We start from the raw sequence: 17,679 nt of genomic DNA on the forward strand, positions 1-17,679 counted from the left end.
TTATCGGTGGTCCGTTCAGGCTTTTGCTGCGGGGGTGTCGCGCAACTGGCGGTACACGTTGGACAGCGCGGAGACGTCTTCGGCGGAGAACAGCAGCTTCAATGCCGGCGACACTTCGTGGCGGTCGTCCTGGCCGGCAAGGCGGGTCAGGATGTGGTTTTCCTTCATCTTCTGCACCGCCGCGGCCACGCGACGATTGAAGCCGGCGCGGTCGGTGGAGAGGTTCTTTTCGTAGATGGCCAGGGCCTCGGCCATCTCGGTGTCAGCCACCACTGCGCGGTTGCCGCGCGCATCGGCCTCGGCCAGCTGCTGGCGCAGGTACAGCAGCAGCACCGAGTCGATGAAGGTCAACGGCGAGCTGCGCAGGAGCACCGGTGCGTCGATGTCTTCGGTGTCGGCCTGGCGGGTGAAGGCCACGCCGCTGTCGCGGTCCAGCACCAGTTCCAGGAACAGGTCGGCCAGCGCCGAGCGGATGGCCGCCTCGCTGCGGATCAGGGCCGGCCACAGCTTGGCGTGGCGCAGCTGGTCGATGCTGGGGCCGATCAGCAGCTGGCACAGCGCGCGGCGCCCATCCAGCGGCAGCCGCCCGGTGTCGCCCAGGTAGAACACGTCATTGCTCCGCCGCGGCAGAGGCGTTACCACCACCGGTTCGGCGTCGTGATCGTCTGCGGCGCCATCGGTGGGGGCGACGTCATGGGAATCTTCATGCCAGTTCATGGCGTTTCTCCTGGGTGAACCAAACCAGCGGGATGCGGGCGCGTCGCCACTGTCCATCGCCGCCACGCCAATGGGCGGTTTCCTGTTCGCCGTCCACCACGGTGCCGTGGCGGGTGCCCAGCGACAGGTAGCCGATCACGCTGCCCAACCCCTGCGGCGCTTCGCGCTGCGACAGGGCCTGGGCGATGCTCAATTTCGGTTGCGCGCCCAGCAGTTCGTGCAGGTCGCGGCGCAGGGTGCGGAAGTCGATTTCCGACGACGCCACCAGGTCGCCGACGCTTTCCAGGCTGATGCTGGCCGCGTCGTTGCGCTGCACGCTGCCGTCCACCTGCGCGCTGCGCGGGTCGTGCAGCTTCCACTGCGACCACGAGCGCAGGCGGCTGGTGGTGAGCTGCAGGTCGCGGCCGATCGGGCGCTGGGCGGAGAATTCGTCGCGCAGCGCCAGCGCTTCGGACTGGGCCTGCTTGAGCAGCTGGTTGAGCCGGCGCTGTTCCAGGTAGCCCCGGCTCTGCACGAACCCGCGCAGGCTGCGCGCGAAGTGCTGCAGCACGTCGTGGACCTGGCCGCCGCGGTCGAGCATGGTGCCGGTGAAGCCGCGCAGGAAGGCGCGCTCGTTGCGGTCCAGCTTGCGCGCGAAGCCACGTGCCAGCACGGCCTCCAGCGCGGCGTCGAGCTGGGCGCTCTGCTCGGCATCGTTGAGCAGGCGCCAGAACGCCTGGAAGCTGCGCCCGGCATCGCTGTCGCCGATCACATCCACGCCCTCGAACAACCGGGAGAGTACGTCGCCGCGCTCGCTTTCGTCGTCGATGATGCGTTCGCGGAATTCGCGGTTGAGGCGCTCGAAGTCGTCGCGCACGCGGCGGAAGTCTTCGGTGAGGTCGTCGGCCAGGCCGATGATCTGGCGCGCACGTTCCAGCGCGCGCTTGCCATCCAGCGCCACCACCCGGCCCTCGCCCACCCGCGCGATCTCCGCGTCGATGCGGTCGCGTTCGTCGCGCAGTGCCGACAGCCGCGCATCCGGGTTGGATTCGGTCTGCGCGGCCAGCTGCGAGAGCTGCTCGATCACCAGCGCCAGGCGGCTTTCGGTAGCGGCCACGCGGCTCTGCTCCAGGCTGTCGGCGAACCGGATGGCCTGCAGCGCCTGGGTGGACAGCTCGTACTGCTCCTGGTCGGCGCCGTCGGGCAGGCGCCGCTCCAGCCAGCCCTGGGCCAGCCAGTGGGCGATGTAGGCCTGGGCGGTGCGCGGCAGCTCACGCGAGAGTTCCTCGCCGTTGAGCTGGTCCAGCGCGCGCTGCAGGCGTTCATGCAGGGCGGCGGCCGGCAGCGTGCGCTCGCCGTCCATCAGCAGGCTCTGCAGCAGGCCGATGATTTCCGGGGCGTTGGCCGCGGCCAGCAGCTTCCACTGGGGCTGTTCGCGCAGGGTGCGGTAACGGGTGATGCGTTCGCGGTGCTTCATGCAGCCAGGACATCCGGAAGAACACCGCGCGGCCGGACGCCGCGCAGCAGGAAGGGAACCGGCCCGGCACGATGGTGCCGGGCGCGCGGCAGGTTCAGCGCTTGCCGCCCACTTCGATGAAGCGCAGGAACTCGGCGCGGGTGCGGGCGTCCTCGCGGAAGCTACCCAGCATCTTGGAGGTGACCATGCTGACGCCGCGCTTGTGGATGCCGCGGGTGGTCATGCACTCGTGCGCACCTTCCACCACCACGCCCACGCCCACCGGCTGCAGCACGTCCTGGATGCACTGGGCGATCTGCGCGGTCATCTTTTCCTGCACCTGGAAGCGGCGTGCGTAGGCTTCGACCACGCGGGCCAGCTTGCTGATGCCCACCACCTTGCCGGCCGGCAGGTAGCCCACGTGCACGCGGCCGATGATCGGGGCCATGTGGTGCTCGCAGTGGCTTTCGTACTCGATGTCGCGCAGCACGATCAGTTCGTCGTAGCCGGCCACTTCCTCGAAGGTGCGCTCCATGTAGGCGCGCGGGTCGTCGCGGTAGCCGCTGAACCAGTCGCCGTAGGCTTCGGCCACGCGCCGCGGGGTATCCAGCAGGCCTTCGCGGGTGGGGTCTTCACCGGCCCAGCGCAGCAGGGTGCGCACGGCCGATTCGGCATCGGCCTGGGTGACCGGGGTGGCGTCGTTGTCTTTCTTGCTCATTACATACAGCACCCGAAGGGGGGCGAGCATCGTACCCGACAGAGCCCTCGGGCGTCCCACGCCACCGGCCCGGGACGCGCCCCGGCGGGCCCGGCGTTGGGCCGCGGTTGGGCTGGGGGTATTGATAGGATGGAAATTAGTAGTATCCTATCGATCTGCCATGAAACGTACCCTCGACGAACGTACCCAGCTGCAGATGCAGCTCAGCTCCGGCCTGCTTTACGCAGGGCGGCAGTGGCAGCGCCTGGCCGACCAGGCCTTGGGCAGCTACGGCATTTCCGCGGCGTGCACCATGCCGCTGCTGATGATCGGGCGCGCCGGCGGGGGTATCCGCCAGGTGACCCTGGCCCAGCAGCTGGGCATGGAAGGTCCGTCCCTGGTGCGCCTGCTGGACAAGCTCTCGGCCAGCGACCTGGTCCGCCGCGAGTGCGATGCCAGCGACCGCCGCGCCAACCTGCTGTGGCTTACCGACAAGGGCGAAGCGCTGGTAAGCCAGCTGGAGACCCAGCTGATCGGGCTGCGCCAGGACGTGTTCGGTGAACTGTCCGTGGACGAACTGCGCACCGTGCTGAAGCTGTGGCAGCTGCTGGCCGACGCTGCCGACCGCGTGACGTAAGCGTTGCCCCGTTGTACCGCCCGGTGTCGTGCTGCGACGGCATGACGTACGACGACCAACGGTCGTCGCCTACCTTTCTCCAGTGAACCCTTTGCCTCGATGTACGGTGAATTCAGTCTCTATGGTGTGTTTGTCCCGACCCTGCTCGGGCTGATGCTGCTGGCCTACCTGCTCAAGAGCGGGCTGCGCCTGGTCCTGCAGCGCACCGGCGCCTACCGCCACATCTGGCACCCCGCCCTGTTCAACCTGGCCGTGTACGTGATCGTGCTCGGCGGGTTGTTTTCCCTGATGCGTTGGATGCAATCGTGAACAAGATCCTCAAGCAGACATTCCCGGTCGTGTTGACCGTCGTGGCGGTGCTCGCCGCCGTGCTGGTGCTGCGCCACCTGTGGGCGTACTACATGGACGAGCCGTGGACGCGCGATGCGCATGTCAGCGCCGACGTGGTGCAGGTGGCGCCGGACGTGTCCGGGCTGGTGGAGGCAGTGAAGGTGGCCGACAACCAGCCGGTCACGCGCGGGCAGGTGCTGTTCGTGGTGGACCGCGCCCGTTACCAGATCGCGCTGGAGCAGGCCCAGGCCGCACTGGGCGAACGCCGCGCCACGCTGGAGCAGCTGCGCCGCGAGATCGCCCGCGACCGCAGCCTGTCCGACCTGGTGGCCGCCGAGGACGCCGAAGTGCGCCGGGCCAAGCTGCAGGCCGCGCAGGCCTCGATGGCCACCGCGCAGGCTGCCGTGGACCTGGCCAAGCTCAATCTGGCCCGCACCGAAGTGCGCAGCCCCAGCGATGGCCACGTCAACGACCGCACCGTGCGCGTCGGCGACTACGTCACGGCCGGGCGCCCGGTCATCGCGGTGCTCGATACCGGCTCGTTCCGGGTCGATGGCTACTTCGAGGAAACCCGCCTGCGCGGCGTGCATGCCGGGCAGAAGGTGGACATCCGCCTGATGGGCGAGGCGCAGCCGCTGCAGGGCCACGTGCAGAGCATCGCCGCCGGCATCGAGGACCGCTACCGCAGCGAGGGCAGCAGCCTGCTGCCCAACGTGACCCCGGCCTTCGACTGGGTGCGGCTGGCCCAGCGCATCCCGGTGCGCATCCATATCGACCACATCCCGGCCGGCGTGAACCTGATTGCCGGGCGCACCGCCACCGTCACCATCCAGCCCGATGCGGCCCAGCCGACGCCGGCACGACCGGCACAGGCGGCGTTGTGAGCCGCCCTGCCCTGCACCGCATCGCACTGGGGCTGGCGCTGACCACGCTGGCGGCGTGCACGACCGTGGGCCCGGACTACGCCGTGCCTGCAGGGTCGGTGTTCCAGCGGCCGGAGGCCAATGCCGCCTTCATCGACACCGGCAACCCGCAGGTGGCCGCCGGCGCCGAACTGCCCGCGCGCTGGTGGGAGCTGTACCAGGACGACACCCTCAACGCTCTGGTGCAGCAGGCGCTGCGCGACAACGTGGAACTGAAGGTGGCCGATGCCAACCTGCGCCGCGCCGCCGCCGTGTACGAACAGGCGCTGGACGCCGGTGGCTTCGAATACGAGGCCGACGCCGGGGTGAGCCGCGCGCAGCTGTCGGCCGAGTCGTTCCTGCTGGAACACGAACTGCCGCCGATCAATCTGGCCGACGGCAAGTTCGCGGTGTCCTACCAGTTCGATCTGTTCGGCAAGCTCAAGCGCGCCTCCGAGGCCGCGCACGCCGACGAACAAAGCGTGGCCGCCGCGCTCGACTTGGCCCGCGTGTCGCTGGTGGCCCAGGTGGCCGGCAGCTACGTGGAGATCTGCCACGCCAACCATGAGCTGCACGTGGCCGAGCACTCGCTGCAGCTGCAGCACCGCAGCCGCGAGGTGACCCAGCGGCTGATCAACGCCGGCCGTGGCACCCCGCCGGAACTGGCCCGCGCCAACGCCCAGGTGGCGATGCTGCAGGCCGCGCTGCCGCCGCTGCACGCGCACCGCCAGGCCGCCGAATACCAGCTGGCCGCCCTGCTCGGCCGCACGCCGGGGCGACTGCCCGACGGCGTAGCCGACTGCAGCCAGGCCCCGACCCTGGCCCAGCCGCTGCCGGTGGGCGATGGCCGTGCGCTGCTGGCACGCCGCCCGGACGTGCGCCAAGCCGAACGCCGGCTGGCCGCCGCCACCGCGCGCATCGGCGTGGCCACCGCCGAGCTGTACCCGGACATCCGCCTGGGGGCGTCGGTCGGCGCGGCCGGCCTGCTTGAGGATTTCGGCCAGCCGCTGACCCAGCAGTGGTCGATCGGCCCGCTGATCTCCTGGACGCTGCCGTCCTCGGGCACGCATGCGCGCATCCACGCCACCGAGGCCGGGGCCGACGCGGCGCTGGCCGAGTTCGACCACAGCGTGCTGCAGGCGCTGCGCGAAACCCAGACCGCGCTGAGCCGCTATGCGCAGGACCTGCAGCGGTTGCAGTCGCTGCAGCTGGCCCAGCAGCAGGCCGCGCTGGCGGCCAGCCAGAACCGCCGCCTGTACCAGGGCGGGCGCACCCCGTACCTGTCCAGCCTGGATGCCGACCGCACGCTGGTGTCGGCCGATGCCACCCTGGCCGACGCGCAGGCGCAGGTATCGCGCGACCAGATCCAGCTGTTCCTGGCGCTCGGCGGCGGCTGGAATGCCGACGCCGTGGCCCCGCGCACGGCCACGAGGTAACCCCATGTTGCTGCTGGACCGCCAGGCGTGGCTGTTTTCGGTCAAGACCTTCCTGGCCGCACTGGCCGCGCTGTACATCGGCCTGGCCGGCAACCTGTCGCGCCCGTACTGGGCGATGGCCACCGTGTACATCGTGACCCAGCCGATGCTGGGCCCCACCCGCGCCAAGGGCGTGTACCGCATCCTGGGCACGATCATCGCCGGGGCGGCCACGCTGTGGATGCTGCCGCACCTGGTGGAAACCCCGTTCCTGCTCAGCGCGGCGATGTCGCTGTGGTTGTCGGCCTGCCTGTTCATCGCCCTGCTCAACCGTGGCCCGCGCGGCTACGCGTTCCTGCTGGCCGGTTACACCACCGCGTTCATCGGCTTCCCGGCGGTGACCTCGCCGGACACCATCTTCGATACGGTGGTGGCACGCAGCGAGGAGATCATCCTGGGCACGGTGGTGGCGGTGCTGTTCGCCTCGCTGTTCTTCCCGACCTCGGTGCAGCCAATGCTGCGCGCGCGGATCGGCAACTGGATGGGCGATGCGGCGCAGTGGTGCCGGCAGATCCTGCTGCGTGGCCAGGCGCACGCCCCGCGCAACCGGCTGGCGGCCGACCTGGTGCAGTTCGAGGCACTGATCGAGTTCCTGCGCCGCGACGACCCGCGCCATGCCGGTGCGGCGGTGTCGATGCAGCGGCTGCGCGAACGCATGCTGCTGATGCTGCCGGTGCTGTCGTCCATTGCCGACCGGCTGGGCGCCCTGCGCGCGGGCGGACGCGCGCTGCCGCCCGGGCTGGAGCCGCTGGTGGCCGACATTGCCGCGTGGCTGGACACGCCCGGCCGGTCCACGGCCACTGAATACGCCGCACTGCGCGCGCGCATCCTGGCGCTGAAGCCGGCCGTGGATGGCGAGCTGGACCACCTGCTGCTGGTGACGCTGCTGCTGCGGTTGGAAGAGCTGGTGGACCTGTGGCAGGACTGCACCACCCTGCAGGCGGCGATCGAGGACGGCGACGCGCCGCGCGATACCGCCCACTACCGGATCCGCACCACGCGCAGCGCCGATGCCCGCCACGTGGATTACGGCATGGCGCTGTTCTCGGCGGCCAGCGCCGGGGTGGCGTTGATGACGTACTGCGCGCTGTGGATCACGCTCGGCTGGGAAGGCGGTGGCAACGGCGCGATGATGGCCGCGGTGGCCGCCGCGTTCTTCGCCGCGCAGGACGATCCGGCGCCGAGCATGCTGTCCTTCCTGCTGTGGGCCATCGTGGCCAGCGTAGTGGCCGGCGTGTACCTGTTCGGCGTGTTCCCCGCCGTGCACGACTTCGGCAGCCTGGCGCTGGTGCTGGCGGTGGTGTTCCTGCCGGTGGGGCTGCTGCTGCACACGCCGAAGAACGCGTTGATCGGGCTGCCGCTGATGGTCAACCTGGTGGCGCTGCTGAACGTGCAGAACACCTACAACGCCAACATCCAGAGCTTCATCAATTCCTCGGTGGCGATGTTCATCGGGATCGGGTTTGCGGTGGTGATGACCCGGCTGTTCCGCTCGGTGGGCGCCGAATGGACCGCGCGCCGGCTGGTCCGCCAAGGCTGGACCACGCTGGCCGACGCCGCGCAGGGCCGCGGCCAGCAGGGCCGCCAGCAGTTCGCCGCACGCATGCTGGACCTGCTGGGCCTGCTGGCGCCGCGGCTGGCGGCCACCCCCGAAGGCAGCGACATCGCCTCGGTGGACATGCTCACCGAAGCACGCATCGGGCTGAACATCCTGCAGCTGCGGCGCGCCCGGCATGGGCTGCCGCCGACCAGCGCGGAGGCGATCGAGGCGATCCTTGACGAGGTGGCCGCGCACTACCGCGCGCAGGTGGCCCAGCGCCGGCCGCTGGCGGCCCCGGCCGGGTTGCAGGCCAAGCTGGAGGCCTCGCTGCGGCGGGTGCAGACCGTGGACGCCGGCAAGGCCCGCGATGAGGCGCTGATGGGCGTGATGGGGCTGCGTTTTGCGCTGTTCCCGGACGCGCCGGTGGTGGACAGCCCCGCTGCCGCACAGCCCGCCCTGCCCGCGCCGCGCTGAACCGGCCGGGTGTGGGCGCGCCAGCCCGTGCCGATCAACGCTATCCTGACCCCTGCATTTCTGCATTGAAAAAGGTGATCCTGGATGAGTTACGACATGATGGTGTTCGACCCGGCCGTGGCCCCGCGCGATGCGGCGGCCTTCCTGGAGTGGTACGACGCGCAGACCGAGTGGAGCGAGAAGCACGAGTACGATGACCCGGCCGTGTCGGTGCCGGCGCTGCAGGCCTGGTTCGCCGCCATCGTCGAGCACTTCCCGCCGATGAACGGCCCGCTGGCCGATGACGAAGATGACCGTCCCGAAGTGACCGACTACAGCGTCGGCCAGCACGTGATCTATGCCTCGTTCGCCGATTCGGTGGCCGAGAACGCGCATGGCCTGGTGCAGGTACTGGCCAATGCCCACCAGGTGGGCTTCTTCGACGCCAGCGGCGACGGCGCCATCGTATTCCCCGACGGCACCGTGGTAGTTCCCGAGTAAGCCCGGCGCGGCGCTAGAACAGCTGGCCCTGGGCCGGCGTCGGCGCCTGCACCGCAGGTTCGGCCACGGCTGCATCACCGGATGCAGCCGTGTTGCCCGCCAGCCGCGTCGCCAGCCCGGATACGCGGCTGGCATGCCGCTTCAATGCGGCCTCCAGCACCGGCGCGCTGCCCAGCACATGCAGTGACTGGCGTGCGCGGGTCATGCCGGTATAGAGCAGCTCGCGCGACAGCACCCGGTTGTCGCGCCACGGCAGCTGCAGCCAGACCTCATCGAATTCGGACCCCTGCGCCTTGTGCACGGTCATCGCGAATGCGCTTTCGTGCGCGGGCAACGCGCCCGGGTGGAAGCCGCGGGGTTGATCGGGCGTGTCGCCGGGGAACCAGGCGGTGACCGCACCGTGGCGGTCGGCCAGGCAGATGCCGATGTCGCCGTTGAACAGGCGGTGGCGGTAGCTGTTCTCGGTGACCAGCAGCAACCGTCCGTGGAAGTAGCCCGGGGCCATGCCCGCGCGTGGCACGCCGGCCAGCAGCGCTTCGATGCGTGCGTTGAGCCCGCGCGCGCCCTGCGGACCTTCGCGCACGGCGGTGAGCAGGCGGATGCGACCGGCGTTGGCCAATGCCTGGCCCGGGTCGACGGCATCGCCGAGCCCGCGCCAGTGCGACAGCAGGTGGTCGCGGTGCTGCTGGAACGGGTCGACCTGGTCTTCGTGGAAGTGCACGCCGGCCAGCTGGCCGCCCCGCAGCAGGGCCAGCGCAGTGGCAGGGTCGCCTTCGCGCACGGCATGCGCCAGCGGTGCCAGGTCCAACGCATCGGTCTGGCGATAGCCGCGCTGCAGCTGCACCCTTCGACCGCCGAACCGCGTGGACGCCGCCAGCGGCTGCAGGGCGGCCGGGGCCAGCAGCGTGTGCAGCGCGGCGTGATCGTCGGCCTGGGTGCCCAAGCCATCGCCGCTGGCACGCAGGATCGCACTGAGCACATCGCCCGCTTCCACCGACGGCAACTGGTCCGGGTCGCCCAGCAACACCAGCCGGGTGCCGGCGGCGATCGCTTCCACCAGCTTGGTCATCAGCGGCAGGTCGATCATCGACGCTTCGTCCACCACCACCACGTCGAACGGCAACGGGTTGTCGCCGTGGTGACGGAAGCGCGGCGAATCGGGGATCACCCCGAGCAACCGGTGCAGGGTGGTCCCGGTGCTGGGCATGGCGTCGCACAGCGCGGGGGCAATGCCGAGCAGGCGCAGCCGCTGCACCGCCAGGCGCAGGCTTTCGGCCATGCGTTCGGCGGCGCGGCCGGTAGGCGCGGCCAGCGCCACCCGCGGCAACGGCTGGTCGGCCTGCACGGCCTGGGCCGCCAGCAGCACCAACAGCCGCGCGATGGTGGTGGTCTTGCCGGTGCCCGGCCCGCCGGTGACCAGCACCAGCGGATGGCGCAGTGCCACGCCTGCCGCGCGGGCCTGGTGGTCAATGCCCTCGCGCGCCTGCGGGAACAACTGCGCGAACAGCGACGCCAGCGCCGCTGGATCGGCCTGCCCCGATGCATGCGTGGCGATGCGCTGCAGGCCATCGGCCAGGCGGCGCTCGTACTCACGGTAGCGGCGCAGGTAGAGCAGGCCGTTTTCCAGTACCAGCGGGACGTCGGTCGCCGGGGCGTTGTCGGTGTCGGGCACGTCCACCCACGGCGAGGCCTGTAGCTGCTCCCGCCATGTGTCGGCGTCGGGCCAGGGGGTGTCCATCTCGACCAACCGCTGCGGCTGGCGCAGGTCCAGCCCGGCATGCCCCTGCGACACGGCCAGCGAGGCCAGCGCGGCCGCGGCCAGCACCGTATCGGGCGTGTCCGGGCGCAACCGGCGCAGGCTCTGCGCCAGCGCGTGGTCGAGGGTGCGCAGCGCACCGCTGTTCTTCAGTGTCGTCAGCAGGCTCATGCTTCACCCCGCGCGCGGGCCGCCATGCGCGCCTGGGCGTGCTCGCCACCGGCGAACAAGGCATCCAGTGCATCCACCAGGACCGGGTCGAAGCGGTGCGCATACACGCCGGGGCTGTCGGCGCGCGAGGCATCCAGGCCACGGCAGAACAGGTAGCGGATGCCGCCCATGTCGCGCGCGTAGTCGTACTGTGCGCCCAGGCGGAAGCGCAGCCAGCGATGCAGTGCCACCGTGTAGATCAACGCCTGCAGGTCGTATTCGCTGTGCTGCATGGCACCCTGCAGCCGCACCGGGTCGTAGCCGGGCAGCCGGTTGGATTTGTAGTCGAGCACGTACCAGCGATCGGCGCGCACGTAGGTGAGATCGATCTTGCCGGTCATCAGGCCCTCCAGCTTGCGCCGCGTGCCGAAGCCGCGCCGTTCGCGGACCAGCCCATGCGCGTGCAGCAGGTCGAGCAGCAGCGGCACGGCGGTGGGCTGCATGGCGAAGTGGAACTCGATCTCCGCCCGCCGGTCGGTGGCCGGCAGGTCGTGCAGTGCGCCGCCTTCCGGCAGCGGCACGGTCAGGGTCTGGCCGACCAGGGCGGTCAGCACCGCCACGCCATCGTCGAGGTCTTCGTCGGCATAGCCTTCCTCGCCCAGCGAGGTGCGCAGTACGTCCGCCTCGTCATCCGGCGCCGGTTGCCCGGCCTGCCAGTGTGCCCAGCGCGCGAAGTCGGTGTTCTCCAGCGCGTCGTGCAGCACGTTGCCGAAACGGCTGCCCATGAAGCGGGGGTCGACCTCGTCGTCGCGGAGCGGCACGGCCTGCGTGGTGTCCAGGGTGAGATCCTCGCCGCTGGGTTCGTCGGCGGCGGGCGCCGGAACTTCGGTGGCGGCCGCATCGGTGTCGTGGCCGGCATCGGCATGCGCCAGCTGGGTGAAGCTGTACACCCACCAGTCGTGCGGGATGCGCCGGGTCAGCGCGCGCACCGGCGGCAGATCGCCGTCGCGTTCGCTGGCCAGCTGCGCCGGGCGCGGTTCCAGCGGTGCCTGGATCACGACGATGTCCGGATGCGCGCGCAGCGCCTCCAGGTCGGACAGCATCGGGGCCAGCCGGGTTTTCGCGGCGCCGGCCAGGTCGCCCGCGGCGATCCACAGCGCGTGCTCGGCACGGGTCAGGCCGACGTACAACAGGCGCGCGTCTTCGGCCTCCTGTTCCTGCGCGCTGCGCGTGCTGGCCGCGCTCCAGGCCTCGTCCTTGTCCAGCTTCCAATGCAGTTCGCGGCGCGCGTTGGCGTGCACGGTGCAATGAGTGTCTGTATTGGGCGCGCTGCCGCCGATGCCCACGAACGGCAGGAACACCAGCGGATACTCCAAGCCCTTGCTCTTGTGCAGGGTGATGATCTGCACCCGGCGTGCGTCCGACTCCAGCCGCAGCAGCTGCGCCTCGTCATTCTGGTCGGCGTGGGCCATCTGCACCTGCAGCCAGTCCAGCAGGCCGTGCATGCCCAGCGTCTGCGCAGCGGCCTGCTGCAGCAGTTCGCCCAGCTGCAGGTAGTTGGTGAGGCGGCGTTCGCCGTCGATCAGGCCGAGCAGGCGCTCGGCGTGCTCGGCGCACAGGTCGGCGATCACCGCGAACGGACCACCGCGCTGCCAGCGTTCGCGCCACAGCAGCAGGCGAACCTGGAAGCTGCGCTGTGCGTCGCCCTCGCGTTCCAGCGCATCGATGGCGGCGGCATCTTCGCCCAGCAGCACGGTGGACAACGCCGCGCGCAGGCGGCCTTCGTCGGCCGGCTGCAGCAGAGCCAGCAACAGCACGCGCAGGTCCTGCGCCTCGGCCGTGGCATACAGGCTCTGCTTGCCGGCGGCGACAGCCGGAATGCCCACCGCGCTCAACGCCTGCTGGATGCGCGTGGCTTCCTTGTGCGAGCGCACCAGCACGGCGATGTCGCCGGGCTGCAACGGCTGCCCGCGCAGCAGCGCGCGGCCCTGGCGGGCCTCGCTGAGCAACTGGTGGATGGCCGCCACGCAGGCATCGCTGGCCTGTTGTCGCGAGGCATCGGCCTTGAGCGCGCCGCCCTCGGGGTTGTCCAGCAGGCGCAGGGTCAGGCCGGGCGCCGGCGTGCCGTCGCGCAGGAAGTCGGTATCCAGCCGGGTGCTGCCCGGGTGCACCGGCTCGAAGCGGATGTCTGCTTCCAGGAAGGCGGTGTCGCCGGCGTTGGCATACAGCGCCTGGATGGCCTGCAGCACGGCCGGCCGCGAGCGGAAGTTGCGGTCCAGCGGCGGCGCGGGATCGGCCTGGTGCTTGGCCTTGAGGTAAGTGTGGATGTCGCCGCCGCGGAACCCGTAGATGGCCTGCTTCGGGTCGCCGATCAGGAAAAGAGCCGGGGCCAGGCCCGCCGCACGGGTTTCCTCCGAATCGCCGAACACGCGCTGGAAGATGCTCCACTGGCGGTCATCGGTGTCCTGGAATTCGTCCACCAGCGCGATCGCGTACTGCGCGCGCAGCTGTTGCACCAGCACGGCGCGATGGGGCCCGTCGAGCGCGTCGGCAACGCCGTCGATCAGGTCGTCATAGGTCTGTACCCGGCCGATCCGCTTGAGCTCGGCCAGGCGTGCCCGGGCCTGGTCGCGCAGGGCGTGCAGGAAGGCGATGGCCTGGCCGCGCTGCCACTGCGCCAGCGCATCGGTGGCAGCCAGGTACAGCGCCAGCGCGTGCTGCAGCGGCGAGTGCGGCGCCTTGCCGGCGTGCGCCTTGTTGGTGCGCGCGCTGAGTTCTTCGGGGGTCAGCCGGCGCAGCCGCTCCGGATCGGCGTCCAGCGGCGCCCCCGGATCGTCCGCCCCGGCCCAGCGGTGCAGCTGCACGCTCAGCGGCTCCAGCCAGGCCAGCTTGTAGCTGGTGCCATTGAGCACCTTGCTATCGACCGCGGCACAGACCTCGCCCATGAACGTATCGCCGTGCTGGCGGTAGGCCTCGGCGAACTGGCGCGCGGCCAGCGCATGCGCCGGGCGCGGATCCTCGTTCTCCACAGCGGGCACCGGCGGCAACAACGGCAAAGGCTTGATCAGCGTGGCCAGGTCGCCGGCCAGCGCCTCCGGCGACGACCACAGGCGGGTCAGCGCATCGACGGTGGCCGCATCGTTGGCGTGGACCCGCCACAGGTCGGCGGCCAGTTCGTCGTGCAGCGCGCGTTCGCTGGGCAGCAGCGCGGGCGGGTCAAAGGTGTGGCCACTTTCCAGCGCATGCTCGCGCAGCACCCGGGTGCAGAAGCCATGGATGGTGAAGATGGAGGCCAGGTCGATTTCATCGGCGGCGGTCTGCAGCCGGCGCGCCAGCGCGGCCGGGGTTTCCTCGCCCAACGCCAGCTGGCGCTGCAGGATCCACCGGGTCAGCACCACCTCCGGGCTGTCATCCTCGCTCGGCGCGCGTTCCACCAGCTGCGCGGCCAGGGCCAGGCGTTCGCGGATGCGCTTGCGCAGTTCCTGGGTGGCCGCGTCGGTGAAGGTCACCGCCAGGATCTGGCCGATGCGCCAGCCTTTTTCCACCACCAGCCGGGTGAACAGGGTGGCCAGGGTGAAGGTCTTGCCGGTGCCGGCACTGGCCTCGATCAGGCGCACGCCGTCCAGCGGCAGCGCCAGGTAGGGGTCATGAAGCAGGTCGGGAGCGGTCATCGCGCGGCGCCTTGTTCGTCGAAGCCGGCAAACACCCGGCCTTCGCGCACCGCGGTGAACACCACGAAGCTGTTGTGCAGCAGCTGCCGGTAGCTGTCGGCGCTGGCGAAGGGATCGTGGCCGCGCAGCGCCAGCTGGTAGCCGGCGCCACTGGACTCGGCCCAGCTGCGGTCACTGCCATACCACCGCGCGCGACCCTCGGCCTCGCGCTTGGCCGGCAGGGCCGTATACAGCGCCCAACCGGTGGACGGCGCATACAAGAGCGGCGCGCGCAGCCCCTCGTTGCGCAGCTGCAGCAGCCGCCGCAGCACCTGCTGCGCCTGTTCGGGCGGCAGCGGCGGCAGCACATGCGGGCCCAGGCCATCCTCGCCACTGTCGTGGAACTGCACCAGCGGCAGCGTGTCGCCGGCGGCGTTGGCCAGCAGCCAGTCCAGGCCGTTGCGGATCGCGGCGCGGCCGTTGAGCGGCCCCGGGCGCAGGCGCACGATGCCCTGCGCATGCACGTCGTTGATGCGCCCGTGCAGGCGCACGCCATCGATGACGACCTCATGCCGGCGGCTGTCGGCCACGCTGCCGGCCTGCCACTGCGCCAACGCCTGCGCGTAGGGCCGGGTCTGTGCCTGCAGCACCTCGAACTGGCGCTCGCCCAACGCACCGGACGGCAGCAGCGCACGTGCGCGCAGCCGCGGATACAGCGGCGCCTCGTCCTGGCCCAGGGTGGCGTCGATCACCGCCTGCTGCAGCCGCAGGGTGTCGGTGCCGCGCGCGGCCATCACCAGCGGCTCCACGTCGTCGGCGTCGGCCAGGTCTTCGGGCAGGCGCAGGCCCAGCCGTTGCGACAGGAACTGGCTGGCCGGATCGGTCAGGAAGCGGCGCAGCGCATCCAGGCTGAGTTCGGTCTCGCCCGGCAGCGTGTCGGCCGGCGGCAACGGCTGGTCGAACCACGCGCCCAGCGGACGCCGCCGCCCGCCCAGCGATCCCGCGGCCGGATGCCACTGCTGGCGATAGCTGAAGCGGCGCGGCTCGTCGCCGCCGCCGAACGCGGCCGGCGCGAACGGCTGCAGCGCGTGGCGCACGGTGAGCTGGCGGGCAGCGGTGGCCGGCACCTGGTGGTACTCGGCCGCCGCATCGATCAGCTCACTGACCAGCACCGATGGCTCGCGCACGCTGCCATCGCGCGGATCGGCGCCCAGGTAGCTCAGGTAGAACACGTCCTGCGCCGAGGCGAACAGCTGCAGGAACAGAAAGCGGTCGTCCTCGCGCAGCGAGCGGTCGCCGTAGCGGCGCTTGTCGGTGCCCAGTTCGGCGGTGAGCTGGTTGAGCCCGGCGGCTGGATCGCGGCGCGGGAAATCGCCGTCGTTGAGGCCCAGCACGCAGATCACCCGGAACGGCAGCAGGCGCATCGGCACCATGCGGCCGAAACTGATCCCGCCGGTGAGCAGCGGCGCGCGGGTGTCCGCTTCGGCCAGCACGCCGGCGAAATGCGCGCGCACCACTTCCGGGGCCACCTCACCCTGGAACTCGGCCTGGTGAGCGTCGCGGGCGAATTCGTTGATCAGCTTGCGCAGGCGCTCCAGCGCACGTTGGCTGCTGGCCGCCTGCGGGGGAACCGGCAGCAGCGCGTCCAGCAACGCCAGCAGGCGCTGGCGCCAGTGCGCCGGCGGCATCGCCTCGCCCAGCACGCGCTGGTAGCGGGCCAGCACCCGCAGCAGGCCCAGCAGGCGATCCAGCGCGTCGAGCGCGCTGCCTTCCAGTTCCGGCCAGGGCGCCACCCCGGCGATATCGCCGTCGCTGCCACTGGCATGACCGAGCAGCAGCCGGTCCAGCGCGAACTGCCAGGTGAAGGCATCGTCGCGCGGGGCCTGGTGCTGGTGGCGGTGCTGGGCATCCAGGCCCCAGCGCGCGCCGGCGGCCTGCAGCCAGTCGTGCAGGCGATCAAAGGCGGCCGCATCCAGACCGGCGGCCTCGGCCAGCGGCGCGCTGGCCAGCAGGTCCAGTACTTCGTTCAAGCCGAAGCGCGACACCGGCAGGCCCAGCAGGTGCACGAACACGTCGGCCAGCGGTTCGCCGGCCAGCGGGCTGGTGTCGGCCAGCGCGTAGGGAATATGGTCCTCGCCGCCGCTGCGCCCGCCGAACACCGCTTCCAGGTAAGGCACGTAGGGATCGATGTCCGGGGCCAGCACCGCGATGTCGCGGGCCTGCAGCGGCGGGTCGAAGCGCGGGTCCTGCAACAGCGCGCGCAGCTGGTCGTGCAGCACCTGCAACTCGCGCAGGCGGGTGTGGCAGGCGTGCACCTGCAGGCTGGGGTCGTCGTGGCGCAGGCCCTCGCGGCGCGCGCCGGCCGGCTGGCCGCGGCGATGGAACAGGTCGCGCTGCAGCCGGTGCAGCAGGCTGTCGGACAGTCCGCCGGCGTCCATGTCCGGGCGCGCATCGTCTTCGGGATCGTCATAGGCGGCGATCTCGCCCGACGGATGCACCACTTCATAACTGCCCAGCACTGCCATGAAGTCGCGGCCGGCCGCGCCCCAGGCCTGCAGCAGGCGGTTCTCGCCGGCCGCGTCGCCGAACGGGTCCGGCGCGCCGCTGCGCAGCTTCTCGCCGAGCGTCTGCAGGTCGCCCCAGTAGGCCTGGGTGGGCGTGGGCAGGTAGAAGTGCATCGTGCCGACCCGGGCCTGGGTGGCCATCACCCGCAGCACGTCGGGGGAGATGTTGAGCGTGGCAAAGGCGAACACCCGCGCCGGCAGGCCCTGCGGCAATGGCTGGCCGGGGCCTTCGAAGCGCGACAGGTAGGCATCGATGCGGCGCGCGCGGTACTGGTGGCCACGGGCGATGTGCCGCCACAGGATGGCCTGCGGGTCCTGCGCGTCGGCCCCGGCCTCCCAGCGCAGCAGCCAGTCGCGACGCCAGGCCTGGTACTTCTCGTACACCGCCGCCAGCTCGCCGGCCAACGCCCACGGCTTGAGCGGGTCGGCCACCGACAGGTAGGCCTGCAGCGCCTGCATGGGTGCCTGCGCCAGCACTGCGGGGTCGGTCAGCGCGGCATACAGTTTCCAGCGCAGCGCCGCCGCGGTGAGGTCGTCATGCTCACCCGGCACGTTGGCGTTGAGCGCGCGGGCGACGAACTCGCCCGGGGTGAGGAACTCCAGGTTGGCGGCAATGCCATACTCGACCGCCAGGGTGGACTGCAGCCAGCGCCGCATCGCGACCTGCGGGATCAGCACCACCTCCGGCACCAGCACGGACTGGCCCGGTACCGGCTCACGCACGGCCGTGGCCAGCAGCGCAGCCAGCACGTCGAGTGAGTTGGAGTGGTACAGGCGGAAGTCGGACGCAGCATCAGTCATCGCGCCAGTGTGCCGCAGCGGCCGCGCGATCACGAGGGTGGCCGGGCTCGGATCCGCATGAAAAACCCGGC

12 protein-coding genes are annotated in these 17,679 nt (G+C 70.9%); 6 read left to right on the forward strand and 6 right to left on the reverse strand.

Going from position 1 to position 17,679, the window contains the following annotated elements; all coding sequences use genetic code 11:
- Positions 1 to 15 precede the first annotated feature (15 nt).
- The 3 genes from AC6CHL_RS15890 to folE form a co-directional block, all read right to left on the reverse strand.
- Positions 16 to 717 (reverse strand): DUF4194 domain-containing protein, encoded by a 702-nt coding sequence (locus AC6CHL_RS15890; RefSeq protein ID WP_038691618.1) that lies wholly within the window; start codon positions 715 to 717, stop codon positions 16 to 18.
- A complete protein-coding gene (locus tag AC6CHL_RS15895; RefSeq protein ID WP_038691616.1) occupies positions 704 to 2,173 on the reverse strand; it encodes a DUF3375 domain-containing protein in 1,470 nt (489 codons plus the stop codon). The genes AC6CHL_RS15890 and AC6CHL_RS15895 overlap by 14 nt, the downstream gene beginning before the upstream one ends.
- Positions 2,174 to 2,267: 94 nt before the next feature.
- Positions 2,268 to 2,870: a GTP cyclohydrolase I FolE gene (folE, locus tag AC6CHL_RS15900; RefSeq protein ID WP_038691614.1), complete on the reverse strand. Its 603-nt coding sequence runs from the start codon at positions 2,868 to 2,870 to the stop codon at positions 2,268 to 2,270.
- A gap of 160 nt (positions 2,871 to 3,030) precedes the next feature.
- Here folE and AC6CHL_RS15905 point away from each other — a divergent pair, with 160 nt between their 5' ends.
- The 6 genes from AC6CHL_RS15905 (at position 3,031) to AC6CHL_RS15930 (ending at position 8,687) form a co-directional block, all read left to right on the forward strand.
- A complete protein-coding gene (locus AC6CHL_RS15905; protein ID WP_038691612.1) occupies positions 3,031 to 3,486 on the forward strand; it encodes a MarR family winged helix-turn-helix transcriptional regulator in 456 nt (151 codons plus the stop codon).
- A gap of 99 nt (positions 3,487 to 3,585) precedes the next feature.
- Positions 3,586 to 3,795 (forward strand): DUF1656 domain-containing protein, encoded by a 210-nt coding sequence (locus tag AC6CHL_RS15910; RefSeq protein WP_017354740.1) that lies wholly within the window; start codon positions 3,586 to 3,588, stop codon positions 3,793 to 3,795.
- Positions 3,792 to 4,700: an efflux RND transporter periplasmic adaptor subunit gene (locus tag AC6CHL_RS15915; RefSeq protein WP_193557473.1), complete on the forward strand. Its 909-nt coding sequence runs from the start codon at positions 3,792 to 3,794 to the stop codon at positions 4,698 to 4,700. The genes AC6CHL_RS15910 and AC6CHL_RS15915 overlap by 4 nt, the downstream gene beginning before the upstream one ends.
- On the forward strand, positions 4,697 to 6,154 hold the full coding sequence (locus tag AC6CHL_RS15920; RefSeq protein ID WP_498295268.1) for an efflux transporter outer membrane subunit: 1,458 nt from the start codon (positions 4,697 to 4,699) through the stop codon (positions 6,152 to 6,154). Before AC6CHL_RS15915 ends, AC6CHL_RS15920 begins: the two co-directional genes overlap by 4 nt.
- 4 nt (positions 6,155 to 6,158) lie before the next feature.
- Positions 6,159 to 8,207, forward strand: coding sequence for an FUSC family protein (locus tag AC6CHL_RS15925; protein WP_498295269.1), 2,049 nt, complete (start codon positions 6,159 to 6,161; stop codon positions 8,205 to 8,207).
- A gap of 84 nt (positions 8,208 to 8,291) precedes the next feature.
- Positions 8,292 to 8,687, forward strand: a complete 396-nt coding sequence (locus AC6CHL_RS15930) for a hypothetical protein (protein ID WP_038691604.1) — start codon at positions 8,292 to 8,294, stop codon at positions 8,685 to 8,687.
- A 13-nt stretch (positions 8,688 to 8,700) separates the two neighbouring features.
- On the opposite strand, the gene recD is transcribed toward AC6CHL_RS15930, so the two are convergent.
- Genes recD through recC form a run of 3 tightly spaced genes read right to left on the reverse strand, consistent with a single transcriptional unit; the run spans position 8,701 to position 17,608 of the window.
- Positions 8,701 to 10,614, reverse strand: a complete 1,914-nt coding sequence (recD, locus tag AC6CHL_RS15935; protein ID WP_498295270.1) for an exodeoxyribonuclease V subunit alpha — start codon at positions 10,612 to 10,614, stop codon at positions 8,701 to 8,703.
- Positions 10,611 to 14,264: an exodeoxyribonuclease V subunit beta gene (gene recB / locus AC6CHL_RS15940; protein ID WP_498295272.1), complete on the reverse strand. Its 3,654-nt coding sequence runs from the start codon at positions 14,262 to 14,264 to the stop codon at positions 10,611 to 10,613. Before recB ends, recD begins: the two co-directional genes overlap by 4 nt.
- Complete coding sequence (gene recC, locus AC6CHL_RS15945) at positions 14,261 to 17,608, reverse strand: exodeoxyribonuclease V subunit gamma (protein WP_498295274.1); 3,348 nt, start codon at positions 17,606 to 17,608, stop codon at positions 14,261 to 14,263. Before recC ends, recB begins: the two co-directional genes overlap by 4 nt.
- Between the last annotated feature and the right edge of the window lie 71 nt (positions 17,609 to 17,679).

This window comes from Stenotrophomonas sp. GQ19, from assembly GCF_059758695.1.

Coding starts and splice junctions, on each gene's coding strand:
- AC6CHL_RS15890 (WP_038691618.1), bottom strand. CDS start 717: ATGAACTGGCATGAAGATTCCCATGACGTCGCCCCCACCGATGGCGCC.
- AC6CHL_RS15895 (WP_038691616.1), bottom strand. CDS start 2,173: ATGAAGCACCGCGAACGCATCACCCGTTACCGCACCCTGCGCGAACAG.
- folE (WP_038691614.1), bottom strand. CDS start 2,870: ATGAGCAAGAAAGACAACGACGCCACCCCGGTCACCCAGGCCGATGCC.
- AC6CHL_RS15905 (WP_038691612.1), top strand. CDS start 3,031: ATGAAACGTACCCTCGACGAACGTACCCAGCTGCAGATGCAGCTCAGC.
- AC6CHL_RS15910 (WP_017354740.1), top strand. CDS start 3,586: ATGTACGGTGAATTCAGTCTCTATGGTGTGTTTGTCCCGACCCTGCTC.
- AC6CHL_RS15925 (WP_498295269.1), top strand. CDS start 6,159: ATGTTGCTGCTGGACCGCCAGGCGTGGCTGTTTTCGGTCAAGACCTTC.
- AC6CHL_RS15930 (WP_038691604.1), top strand. CDS start 8,292: ATGAGTTACGACATGATGGTGTTCGACCCGGCCGTGGCCCCGCGCGAT.
- recD (WP_498295270.1), bottom strand. CDS start 10,614: ATGAGCCTGCTGACGACACTGAAGAACAGCGGTGCGCTGCGCACCCTC.
- recB (WP_498295272.1), bottom strand. CDS start 14,264: ATGACCGCTCCCGACCTGCTTCATGACCCCTACCTGGCGCTGCCGCTG.
- recC (WP_498295274.1), bottom strand. CDS start 17,608: ATGACTGATGCTGCGTCCGACTTCCGCCTGTACCACTCCAACTCACTC.